This window comes from Sphingobacterium sp. UBA3519 (assembly GCF_002377215.1).
Taxonomy (GTDB): Bacteria; Bacteroidota; Bacteroidia; order Sphingobacteriales; family Sphingobacteriaceae; genus Sphingobacterium; species Sphingobacterium multivorum.
Genome location: NZ_DFPI01000024.1, coordinates 608,572 through 619,661 on the forward strand (window position 1 = coordinate 608,572; position 11,090 = coordinate 619,661).

The window sequence follows — 11,090 nt, forward strand, 5'->3', positions numbered from 1 at the left end:
TCGTATAAATTAACGGCCGAAATACAAATCTTTCTTATCTACGCGATTTGGATCTTCCAAAGGATATCCCTTACGCATTGGAAACACCTCCATATCATCTACATTCAAAATCCTTCTCAAATCGGGATGCCCTATAAAATTGACACCAAAAAAATCAAAAGTCTCACGCTCCATCCAGTTCGCGCCTTTCCAAACGACGGTTGCTGTTGGAATCTCAGGATTCGGCCCATACAAAAAGACCTTCACTCGGATTCGGATATTATGAACGAGACTATGAATATGATAAACCACAGCAAACTCCTTTTCTAAATGCGGATAATGCACTGCCGTAATATCCGTGAGATGAATAAACTGCAACTCCTTATTCGATTTCAAGAAACGAAGTACATCAATCACATCTTCCGTATCCACGACAATCGTCAATAAATTGTGTGCATCTTGAATTTCGTTAATCTTTGCCGGAAAATTTCCTTGGAGCTTATCCAATAAAAAACTGTTTTCCATCATCTATTTATTTGTATGTATTCCGTACTTCTCAAGCAGCGCTTTGTATTCGGGTGTATTTCTCCGGTTCAATGATTCATTCTTTACAATATCCTGTAGACGCAACACGCCATCCAAAATTGCTTCTGGACGGGGAGGACAGCCAGGCACGTACACATCAACCGGTATAATTTCATCTATTCCTTGTAAGACAGAATACGTATCGAAAATACCACCACTAGATGCACAGGCCCCTACAGCAATTACCCAGCGCGGCTCGGCCATTTGCACATACACCTGCTTTAACACCGGAGCCATTTTCTTAGCAATGGTACCCATTACCAATAGCATATCTGCCTGACGCGGTGAAAAGCTCGGGCGCTCGGCACCGAATCTAGCCAAATCGTAAGTAGAGCCCATCGTTGCCATAAACTCGATACCACAGCAGGATGTGGCGAAGGGCAAAGGCCATAACGAGTTGGCTCGGGCCAAGCCAATGGCTTTGTCCAAACTTGTCGCAAAAAAACCTGCGCCTTCTACTCCCGGAGGAGCTTCTGCCAATTTTATATCACTCATGAAAAGTCGATTTATAGGTTTAAGTATTGCTGGCCCAAAGAGCCAACCATCACGGGAATATCTAATCCCAACTCAATGCTTTTTTCTTGATCACATAGATAAAGCCCAACAAGAGCAGTCCCATGAAAATAAACATCTCGATCAAGCCTTGTAGTCCCATTTCCCGGAAGTTGACTGCCCATGGATACATGAAAATAACTTCAACATCAAATATGACAAACAGGATAGCGACCAAAAAATATTTTATGGAGAAAGGCTGCCTGGCATTTCCGACAACTTCAATTCCCGACTCAAAAGCTCCAAGCTTGTTTTCCGTGCGGACTTTCGGTCCGATAAGATGTGTAATAATTATGGTACCTACTCCAAATCCAACAGCAACAAGAAGCTGTATAAATATAGGCAAGTAGTCTATCGGCATACTATTGGCTTGCTCCATCTCAATTAAAATTTATATTGGTAACTATCTCTAAATATAGAGATTTCAAGGTAAAAATCAAAACAAAAAAGGCGTAGATATTACTATCTACGCCTAATTTAGAATGATTTTATTTAAGCTTATTTCAGGCCCTCTAAGTAACCTTTAACAGCTTCATTTGCCGGATCTATAGCCAATACTTTTTGGAAGCTCTCCTTCGCTTTAGGAAGATCTTGCTTCACGTAATAGTAAAGTCCGATATATGTATTTGCATCGATCAAATAATTTTTATTCTTCTCTTGTGCGCCACGTTGATTGATGGTTTCGATCAATTTTTGGAATGGTGCAACGAAATCACCTTTAGGTTGCTCCAAGTTGTCCGCGGTTAAGGCAGCAAAAGCTTTATAATAAAGCGCATTGATCAAATATTTATCTTGTGCTTCTTTATTGTCTGTCGTTTCAATAACAGATAAGAAAGTCTGTGCTTTTTGCAAATCAGCAATTGCTTTATCTCTCAATTCTTGATTAACGACTACTTGTTCTTCATTCTTACTAGCAGCATCTTCCTTTGCACCGATTTGATAGTAAGCTTCACCTGCATAGTAGTTTGCATCGTATAAATACGTTTTATTATCTTTGTAAGACGCCACCAATTCAAATAAAGAGGCTGCTGTCTGCAATTCTTGCTCTTGGTATTTAGCAAATGCCAACTCAGCTGTTTCGCCCAACAATTCTTTGTCTAAATCAATTGCTTTCTTAATATCGGCAATACCCTTTTGAATATTCGCCGTATTCTCTGCTGTCAATACCGGAGCCGCAGTAGCCGTGCTATCTGCACCAGCAGCCGCTGGCTTAGGGCTATTTGCTGCAATCTCAGACATACCTAGATACATATAATCCAATGGAATTACACGATCTTTTTCCATTTTGCTAAACATCTGGTTTAAGTACTCCAATGCTTTCGGATAATCTTTAGCTTTTTGGAAGGCGATATACCCCAAATAACGATAAATTTTTGGATCTACAGAAGGGTTTTGAGCTAATTCCTCAGAAACTACCTTCAAATCGTCGTATTGACGCGCGTAAACCAAGAAATCGGCATAACGGATTTTAGCTTCCAATGAATTATCACCCGCAACTTCCAGGTATTTTTTGTATTGCTCAACACCTTTTTTATTTAACTCGACATATTTCTCGTCAGAAGTACCCGGCAATCTAGACCATTGGTTATATGTTTCAGCCAACTCACGGTAAGTAGGTGCATATGCCGGAGTTTCCGCCGCAATAGCTTCCAATTGTGTGATAGCCTCATCAAAAGCCTGCGCACCACGTACGATCACAGCCTGTCCAACTTTCGCTTGTACTGAATTTGGATCGATATCAGTCGCTTCACCATAGCTTGTATAAGCTAATGAACCTTCTTTTAAACCACGGTATGCATCACCTAATGCGATAGGAATTGCAACATCTTTTTTGTTTTTCTCTTTCGCTTGCGTTAGGTATTCCAAAGCTTTCGCATAATCAGGCTCAGGCGTTTTTATATATGCACGTCCAATTTCCAATAATGGTTCATAATCTTTTTTACCTAATTTTGCGGTTGCCAAAGCGAATTTAGATTCAGCGCTCGCTTTATCCTTTTTCATTAAGTCAACATAGCCCAAACCTACATTGTTGATTGTAGCCTTTGGATCAGCAGCCAAACCTTGGTTGAAAATCGCAGCGGCAGAATCCGCTCTGTCGTTTACCAAATAAATTTGACCCAAATAGAAATAATTATCTCCATTCTTAGGTTGCTTAGTCACTAACTGTTGAAGGATAGTTTTCGCTTTACCATAATTTTCAGCCTCGATGGCTGCTCTAGCATCTTTCAAACTTTGTGCACTTACTGTGCCCACAGATCCCGCCAATAAAAGACTAAATAATAATTTACTGTTTGTCATAATCTATTTTTGTACTATTTATTATCTATTTAATATAACTTTCATCTCTAATAATGATCTCTCGTCCAGGCATTGTAGCAGGAACCAATCCAGCTTTCAATACAATACGTTGTCCACGATCTCCTGTCAAAAAGGCACTGAAGCCTAAACCTAAGCCCATATTCGGCTGATAGTTCATAATGTAGACAGGTCTTATAAAAGGATATAAGCCGTCGGCGATAGTCGATTGGGATGGTCTATAAAAACTGACCTTTTCGCCCTCCTTACCAACACTTTCGATGCTCAATGTACGAATTTTATCCAATAAATTCGAATTTTTTTCTACAGCTTTTAAATACCAATTATAACCAATAACGCCCACTGTATTTGCATTCTCGCTCACATATTTCATCACATCTTCACTATCTTTCAAAGCAGAAACAGCTTTCGGATCGATTTTGTTCAATTTGAAATAATCTTTCAAATAGCGCAGTGTGCTTGAATTAGCATTGTCAAAGATCAGTCGTTGTCCTGCTAAGTTACCTTCCAACAAAGACTTAACGTCTTTTTGAGGCATTATAGTATCAGCACTGTTACGATTATTGATCAATACCACGGCATCCGACGCCATTTGGAATATTTTAGGTTGAATCCCTCGCTTTTTAAAGTAGCTATCTTCCTCATTTGTCAGCTTGCGCGTCAACACAACCACATAGGCCGAATCGCCAAGCAATGCATTCACCGCTTTAATTTCGGGACGAGCAATAAGCTCCAAACTCGAATTTGGATAAGAACTCTCAAACACATCCGCAGATTCTTGGATAATAGGCAACAAAGTTTGATCCACAATAACGGGTAGCTTACCCGTTAGAATATCATCGCTCTCTTTCTTTTGCTTTGTTTTATTTTCGCAGGAAACAAAAATGCGCATACAGATGCCAAGCATCACAAGAACCATTTTATATTTTCTCATATGATACATCATAAAATAAGACAGTTTAATTAAAAAATAGTTTAATTTTTGAAGAGAGAATTGGTTGTAGCCAAAAAGAAGAGGGCAGTTAATTAAAAATTATTTTGCCAAAGCCGTACAAACCGCATAAAAGAATACAGGATCAATACGACACCAAAGATTGTTTTGTAGGTTGGATTAATCTCAATGGGAAAATTGTCCCAGAATATAATCAAAAGGCCCAAAACAAAATAAAAGCCAAACATAAATAGTCCCAAAATAGACAGAAACCGCTTCAGAGGCGATTTCTGTCTATAATTTGAACTATTATTCGAATTAAAATTTGTCATTCTAATTTTGAAGGTTCAATCGAATTGGTAAAGTGTACGCTACACGAACTGGACGACCATTTTGAATACCAGGTTTCCATTTCTTCGCTTTCTTAAGCAACCTTACGGCTGCATCACCAGTACCATATTTCAAATCGCGTTTGATATTGATGTCTGTTAAGCTACCATCTTTTTCTACAACGAAAGATACCTCAACGACACCATTTACACCATTTTCAGTTGCCGCAGCTGGATACTCGTAGTTTGAACCTACCCAAGACATAAATGCTTGCATACCGCCTACAGGCATTGGCTGAACCTCGATGGCATTAAATGGAAGAATTTCATCTCCATTACCATTTGGATCGCCTTTTGCAGCACCAGTGATTGCGCCATCTTGTTTCTTCGAACCAAATTCACCACGTGCAACAGAAGTACCAGTCGGGCTACCTTTCAAAGTAATACGCGCTGGAGTTTTATTTGGGTCTTTCAACTCTTCCTGAGAAGCAACTTCTTCCACAACTTTGTTTGCAGGAGCTACTTTAGGTTCAGGGAAACGAACCAAATCTTCTTTCGGTACATCCATAGCCACTTGTTGAGGTTTTTCTTCCGGTTCTTGCGGAAGCGGCTCCTCTTCTTCAGGCTCTGGTGGTTTAATTTCTTCAAGGTCTTCCAAAGTAACTTCAGTTACTGCAGGAGGAGCCTCAACGGCTTTCTTCGGGAACAGCTTACTTCCATAAACACTAAGGAAACTGGCTATGACTACAATGCCGATAACGACAAGAAGTCCCCTGTTAGTCGCTTTAGGCGCTAGCTTACGAAGCTCATAAGCTCCGTACTCCTTATTGCGGCCTTGAAAAACGACGTCAAGCCATTCTTTCTTAAAAATATCTAATTTTGACCCTATCATATTATTTTAGTTTTTTGTGTCAATCTAATAACTAATCATTATAGATATTGTCACGTTTTAACACGTCCACTTCCTCTGGAGTAATCTTTCCGATCATATAGCGTTTTACGTCTACAATTTTCATCTCGTCAAGAATGTCAACAAGATTACGTTGTGTACATTTATCACTCGGTCTTATGATTACGATCATGTCTTTACCGCCTGAAACGCGAGGTACATATGCCTTTTTCTCCATCAAAACCTTACGAATCCCATCCGCACCGTAACCAGCAACAGTAGGACCTTCGATCGGACGAGCAACTTGACCATATACCCAAGAGACTTTATTGTCAGAACCCAATAAAATTGTAAGTGAACGATTATCTGCTGTAAGCAATTCATCGCTTTGTTGCTCCTTAATTTTATTTTTGTCTGGCATAGCCACATCCATCGCTTGCGGTTTATTTAAGGATGTGGTCAACATGAAGAAGGTAATCAACAAGAACGCCAAATCCACCATCGCTGTAAGGTCGACCTTACCGCCATTCTTCTTGGATCTTACTTTCCCGCCTTTGCCTTTTTTACCACTATCCTGATTTAATTCTGCCATTGTTTGTTCTTATTAAATCGTCAATTATTTCTCCTCAGCACGCATGCCTGTTATGAAACTAAATTTGTTTTGCTTTTGATTGCGCAACGTTTCAATAACTAAATTAACCGAAGGATATTTTTCATTCGCATCTGCTTTGATAGCCATCTTTAAAGGTCCTGGATGCACGAAATTTTTATCAGATGCTTCTTTTTCCTTATTTACCTCCTCAGCTGCAAGACGGGCATTTTGAACCCAGTAATACAACTCATTTGAAGTATTCTCTGTACTATCAACCGGGATACCAGTTTGCAGACCTTTCTCTGTACGCTTACTTCCATCCAGAGCCAATAATCCTTTCAATTTAGACATTGGTACACCAAAGTTTTCCATCAATTTGAAACGATCATAATCTTCTTGTGAAAAGCCAACGCCATATTTTGCTGACATTCTTTCTAGTGCTTTTACGCGAACCTGCTGATCAGTCGTACCGAAGAAAACTTTACCTTGATCGCCTATTGTGATCATACCTACATTTGAATCAGGTAACTTATCTTTTGTAGTCGATGCTGGGGTATCCACCGTCAATGCTTCCGGTTGGCGCGCAGTCGCCGTTAAGACGAAGAACGTAAGCAGTAAGAACGATACGTCACACATCGCTGTCATGTCGATCGACGTACTGGCTCTTTTTACTTTTGCTTTACCCATTTTAAATTCTTCTTTTTAAATTAAAAACTCAATCTTCTATCCTATGATGCTTTTGATTTTTGATTTCCATAAAATAAAATCAAAAACTTTCATCATAGTTCTTATTTGTGGTTTGCAGCGTATGTTTGTACGATTGAGAAACCAGCTTCGTCGATAGAGTAAGTTAATTTATCGATTTTTGCAGTAAAGATGTTATACAATACGATAGCGAATGTTGAAGTCGCGATACCAGTTGCTGTATTGATCAAGGCCTCAGAGATACCGTTTGCCAATTTAGCTGAATCTGGAGCACCACCTGTTGCCAATGCCGAGAAGGCTTTGATCATACCTGTTACCGTACCCAATAGACCACATAATGTACCGATAGAAACTAATGTAGCGATAACGTTTAAGTTTTTCTCTAACATTGGCATTTCTAATGCTGTAGTTTCTTCGATTTCTTTTTGAATTGCAATAGCAGCTTTTTCGGTGTTTACTTCAGGATCTGCAGATACTGATTTGTATTTCAATAAACCAGCTTTTACAACATTTGCTACTGAACCTTTTTGTTTGTCACACTCAGCGATAGCTGAATCGATGTTTCCACCATTAATCAACGTTTGAATTTTACGAACGAAGTTTCCTACGTTACCATTACCAGAAGCTTTGTTAATAACGATAAAACGTTCTACTGAGAAAACCCATACCATCAAGAATAAACCAAGCAAAACAGGTACGATAGCCCCAGCATGGTAAACCATTCCTAAGTAGTTACCTGGATTTGGAGCATTTTCAGGATTGTTGTCAACGAAGTTAGTTGGATTGCCCATCACAAATTTCCATACACAGAAACCCACGATGAAACAGATGATGATTGCAGCTTGAGCAAAGAAAGATCCTCCGTTGTTGCTCTCTTGTTTTGCAGCAGTTTTAGGTGCGTTTGCCATTTTTCTAATTTTTAGTTTTTTACTGTTGTTTAAATATATAATGTTGTTTAAATTATATGCACTCTTATTCGCTTTTGAAACCAATTTTGCAAAGCAAATTTAATATTTAATGTCAAATTTAAAATATTCATCTCAAATATATAAAAAAAATCAAATTTGTTTTTTCAAACTGAACACACCATTAATCAGTGTTATTTTTCTCAGCAGTTCCCGTTATATAATCATTATTACTCTATGCTAAATCGCTTATTCGCAATAATTATTTTACAATGAAAGCCATTTTTTTTTTGATATGCAAAAAAATCAAGGATTTTAAACGACAAAAAGTAAGTGATTACTCATGTTTCTGAACAACTAGGCATCCTACACTCAAAGCATACTTGCCTAATAGACAATTCATTAGATTTACCACTATTATCCCTGATATACTTGTTTAACCACCAACTAATTTTACGCGATACCCCTCTTTAAGTAACAAATCATAGATCTTTTGTTTAAACTCTCCCTGAATGATGACCTCCCCATCCTTCACTGTTCCACCCACTCCGCACTTCGTTTTCAACAATTTACCTAAATTCTCCAAGTCTTCCGCTTTTCCAACAAACCCCGTAACCAACGTAACAACTTTCCCCTTCCGCATTTTCCGGTCAAGCTGCACTTTTAAGTTTTGCTGATTTACAGGTAACGTATCTGCTTCCTGAAAAAAATCAGCCAGCTGATAGCTGAAGCTGTCGTCTGTTGAATATACAACGCCCTCATAGGACTGTTTCTTATTTTTACTCATGATCTTAACAAATTATCTTTAACGCTTTTGGCATAATGGAAATATCCAATTTATCGCCAAGTTCGATCGGCTCCCCATCCACATGAACCGGTGACACCTTATCAATCTCGATCTGTATGTTCTTTCCAGGAATGATCTCGACATAACTGGATTGATCTGCCGATTTATTAAAAAGATGGAAAATCATCTTTGGCAAAATGTAAAGCGGAAATTTGTGCACGATACAGACATCTAAAATGCCATCGTTAACCGAAGCCTGTGGTGCGATATAGGCATTATTTCCATATTGGGGAGAGTTCGCTACGCTGATCATAAACGCTTGCCTTTCGTATACCTTTCCATCAATCGTCAATTTGTAATGTGCCGGCTGATACTTGCTGAGCACATTAAAAACGGACTTCATATAGCCCAAAGGTCCGCGAATATTTTCATTCGCAAAATTTTCACTTACAGAGGCATCAAAACCTAAACCCGCGATATTAAAAAATCGTCTATCATTAATTACACCACAATCCACCTCTATCGATTCAAAACGATTAATCCGACGGATAGCAGCAGCTTCATTCATTGGAACCCCCAAGTAAAGCGCCAGGCCGTTACCAGAACCTTCAGGAATAATCCCCAATGGAATTCCAGATCCTACCAAAGCGGAGCCCAGTTCATTGATCGTCCCATCACCACCGACCGCGATAACTGCATCATAGCCATCTTTGACCGCTTTCAGCCCAATTTCGTAAGCATGGTTCGGTCTCGCGGTCTGCTGAAAAGTAGGATCAAACTTCTGCAGATCAAGCACATCCAGCACTTGTTTTTTAAAAGAAGTTTTATTTTTCCCCCCTGAAATAGGATTAATAACAAACAGTATTTGTTTACGTTCTGACATATCCAAAGATAGCGGAAATTACCAATTTCTTAAAATAATGTAATCTTTATACTAATTAACGCACTTCCCTATGCTTTTAAAAGTTAAAATATAAATTTGATTTTAAATAATCCTCAAAGTATTGTAGCTTTGTCGCACAAAAAATAGAATGTGGACTGATTTGCGTGCTGTTGCGTTACAAGGCAACGACAAGGAGATTGCAACCACAGTAAAAAAGTGCTAAAAACCCTTCGCTATCACGGCTCTTATCACTTTGCTGTTATTTCATTCTAGAGCAAATCCAATATTAAAAATTACGTAAAGCATGGCTTATTTATTTACGTCAGAATCTGTTTCTGAAGGGCATCCAGACAAAATTGCGGATCAAATTTCAGATGCATTAATAGACAATTTTTTAGCATGGGACGAGGATTCTCGCGTCGCTATTGAAACACTAGTAACCACAGGACAGGTTGTCCTTGCCGGGGAAGTTAAATCAAACATATACCTCGATGTTCAGAAAATAGCCCGTTCGGTGATCCAAAAGATTGGCTACACCAAGTCTGAATACATGTTCGAGGCAAATTCCTGTGGCGTTCTTTCGGCGATTCACGAGCAGTCTGCTGATATCAACCAGGGCGTAGACCGCAAGACAAGGCAAGAACAAGGTGCGGGCGACCAAGGTATCATGTTCGGTTATGCAAACAACGAAACTGAGAATTTTATGCCTCTGGCATTGGACCTATCGCATCGCTTACTTTATGAATTGGCCGAGCTACGTCGCGAAAATAACGAAATCAAGTATTTGCGCCCGGACGCAAAATCTCAGGTTACCCTTGAGTATAGTGACGATCACAAACCAAAAAGAATCGAAGCAATCGTAATCTCCACACAACATGACGACTTCGATACGGAACAAGTTATGTTGGATAAAATTACACATGACATCAAAACGATCTTGATTCCTCGTGTTAAAGCACAATTGAAACCAGAACTTCAGTTGTTATTTAACGATGAAATTAAGTTTCATATCAATCCAACTGGAAAATTTGTTATCGGTGGACCTCACGGAGATACAGGACTTACCGGTCGCAAGATCATTGTCGATACCTACGGCGGCCGAGGTGCACATGGTGGAGGGGCTTTCTCAGGAAAAGATCCATCTAAGGTAGACCGTTCTGCTGCATACGCAACGCGCCATATTGCCAAAAACTTAGTGGCAGCAGGTGTTGCAGATGAAATTCTCGTACAGATTTCCTATGCAATTGGTGTAAAAGATCCGATGGGAATCTATGTAAATACCTATGGAACGAGCAAAGTAAATTTGACCGATGGTCAGATTGCTGAAAAAATTGCTCATTTGTTTGATATGACTCCCTACGGAATTGAAACGCGTTTGGGTCTGAGAAATCCAATTTATTCAGAAACGGCTGCCTATGGACACATGGGAAGAACACCAAAAAAAGTAACCAAGGAATTCGAGAGCTCAACTGGCGAGAAAAAGCAAATTGAGGTTGAACTTTTTACTTGGGAAAAACTGGATTATATCGATAAAGTGAAAGAAGAGTTTGGTTTGTAAGAACCTACCCTCCATAAAAAGATAAAAGGAAGACATGATGTCTTCCTTTTTTTGTTTGTTAAAAACGCCTATTTTTCAT

The 11,090-nt window shown here is 39.1% G+C and carries 12 protein-coding genes; 1 reads left to right on the forward strand and 11 read right to left on the reverse strand.

The annotated features are described in order from the left end of the window. Positions 1 to 9 precede the first annotated feature (9 nt). The 11 genes from B3297_RS15070 to B3297_RS15120 all read right to left on the reverse strand — a co-directional run bounded on the left by B3297_RS15070 (position 10) and on the right by B3297_RS15120 (position 9,453). Entirely contained in the window at positions 10 to 507 is a 498-nt protein-coding gene (locus tag B3297_RS15070; RefSeq protein ID WP_239468777.1) for an NADH-quinone oxidoreductase subunit C, read from the reverse strand. Next, positions 508 to 1,059: an NADH-quinone oxidoreductase subunit B gene (locus B3297_RS15075; RefSeq protein ID WP_075990308.1), complete on the reverse strand. Its 552-nt coding sequence runs from the start codon at positions 1,057 to 1,059 to the stop codon at positions 508 to 510. It lies immediately after the preceding gene. A 61-nt stretch (positions 1,060 to 1,120) separates the two neighbouring features. Further along, positions 1,121 to 1,495, reverse strand: coding sequence for an NADH-quinone oxidoreductase subunit A (locus B3297_RS15080; protein ID WP_088163316.1), 375 nt, complete (start codon positions 1,493 to 1,495; stop codon positions 1,121 to 1,123). Between the two features lie 119 nt (positions 1,496 to 1,614). Continuing rightward, positions 1,615 to 3,414 carry a tetratricopeptide repeat protein gene (locus tag B3297_RS15085; protein WP_112375108.1) on the reverse strand — a complete coding sequence of 600 codons (1,800 nt, stop codon included), beginning with the start codon at positions 3,412 to 3,414 and terminating at the stop codon, positions 1,615 to 1,617. Between the two features lie 25 nt (positions 3,415 to 3,439). Next, on the reverse strand, positions 3,440 to 4,366 hold the full coding sequence (locus B3297_RS15090; protein WP_286779091.1) for a PstS family phosphate ABC transporter substrate-binding protein: 927 nt from the start codon (positions 4,364 to 4,366) through the stop codon (positions 3,440 to 3,442). Positions 4,367 to 4,696: 330 nt separating this feature from the next. Further along, positions 4,697 to 5,584: an energy transducer TonB gene (locus B3297_RS15095; RefSeq protein ID WP_088163319.1), complete on the reverse strand. Its 888-nt coding sequence runs from the start codon at positions 5,582 to 5,584 to the stop codon at positions 4,697 to 4,699. Between the two features lie 31 nt (positions 5,585 to 5,615). Then, positions 5,616 to 6,173: an ExbD/TolR family protein gene (locus B3297_RS15100; protein ID WP_075990314.1), complete on the reverse strand. Its 558-nt coding sequence runs from the start codon at positions 6,171 to 6,173 to the stop codon at positions 5,616 to 5,618. A 24-nt stretch (positions 6,174 to 6,197) separates the two neighbouring features. After that, on the reverse strand, positions 6,198 to 6,860 hold the full coding sequence (locus B3297_RS15105) for an ExbD/TolR family protein (RefSeq protein ID WP_075990315.1): 663 nt from the start codon (positions 6,858 to 6,860) through the stop codon (positions 6,198 to 6,200). A gap of 101 nt (positions 6,861 to 6,961) precedes the next feature. After that, entirely contained in the window at positions 6,962 to 7,786 is an 825-nt protein-coding gene (locus B3297_RS15110) for a MotA/TolQ/ExbB proton channel family protein (RefSeq protein ID WP_075990316.1), read from the reverse strand. Positions 7,787 to 8,219: 433 nt separating this feature from the next. Next, positions 8,220 to 8,570 (reverse strand): translation initiation factor, encoded by a 351-nt coding sequence (locus B3297_RS15115; protein ID WP_075990317.1) that lies wholly within the window; start codon positions 8,568 to 8,570, stop codon positions 8,220 to 8,222. Positions 8,571 to 8,574: 4 nt separating this feature from the next. After that, on the reverse strand, positions 8,575 to 9,453 hold the full coding sequence (locus tag B3297_RS15120; protein ID WP_201639977.1) for a diacylglycerol/lipid kinase family protein: 879 nt from the start codon (positions 9,451 to 9,453) through the stop codon (positions 8,575 to 8,577). 304 nt (positions 9,454 to 9,757) lie between these two features. On the opposite strand from B3297_RS15120, the gene metK reads away from it, so the two are divergent. Further along, complete coding sequence (gene metK / locus B3297_RS15125) at positions 9,758 to 11,011, forward strand: methionine adenosyltransferase (protein ID WP_088163322.1); 1,254 nt, start codon at positions 9,758 to 9,760, stop codon at positions 11,009 to 11,011. The last annotated feature ends 79 nt before the right edge of the window (positions 11,012 to 11,090 follow it).

What these genes read in the sequence shown, in the direction of transcription:
- B3297_RS15120 (WP_201639977.1), bottom strand. Translation starts at nt 9,453, where the DNA reads ATGTCAGAACGTAAACAAATACTGTTTGTTATTAATCCTATTTCAGGG.
- B3297_RS15080 (WP_088163316.1), bottom strand. Translation starts at nt 1,495, where the DNA reads ATGGAGCAAGCCAATAGTATGCCGATAGACTACTTGCCTATATTTATA.
- metK (WP_088163322.1), top strand. Translation starts at nt 9,758, where the DNA reads ATGGCTTATTTATTTACGTCAGAATCTGTTTCTGAAGGGCATCCAGAC.
- B3297_RS15100 (WP_075990314.1), bottom strand. Translation starts at nt 6,173, where the DNA reads ATGGCAGAATTAAATCAGGATAGTGGTAAAAAAGGCAAAGGCGGGAAA.
- B3297_RS15110 (WP_075990316.1), bottom strand. Translation starts at nt 7,786, where the DNA reads ATGGCAAACGCACCTAAAACTGCTGCAAAACAAGAGAGCAACAACGGA.
- B3297_RS15095 (WP_088163319.1), bottom strand. Translation starts at nt 5,584, where the DNA reads ATGATAGGGTCAAAATTAGATATTTTTAAGAAAGAATGGCTTGACGTC.
- B3297_RS15105 (WP_075990315.1), bottom strand. Translation starts at nt 6,860, where the DNA reads ATGGGTAAAGCAAAAGTAAAAAGAGCCAGTACGTCGATCGACATGACA.
- B3297_RS15075 (WP_075990308.1), bottom strand. Translation starts at nt 1,059, where the DNA reads ATGAGTGATATAAAATTGGCAGAAGCTCCTCCGGGAGTAGAAGGCGCA.
- B3297_RS15115 (WP_075990317.1), bottom strand. Translation starts at nt 8,570, where the DNA reads ATGAGTAAAAATAAGAAACAGTCCTATGAGGGCGTTGTATATTCAACA.
- B3297_RS15090 (WP_286779091.1), bottom strand. Translation starts at nt 4,366, where the DNA reads ATGAGAAAATATAAAATGGTTCTTGTGATGCTTGGCATCTGTATGCGC.
- B3297_RS15085 (WP_112375108.1), bottom strand. Translation starts at nt 3,414, where the DNA reads ATGACAAACAGTAAATTATTATTTAGTCTTTTATTGGCGGGATCTGTG.
- B3297_RS15070 (WP_239468777.1), bottom strand. Translation starts at nt 507, where the DNA reads ATGATGGAAAACAGTTTTTTATTGGATAAGCTCCAAGGAAATTTTCCG.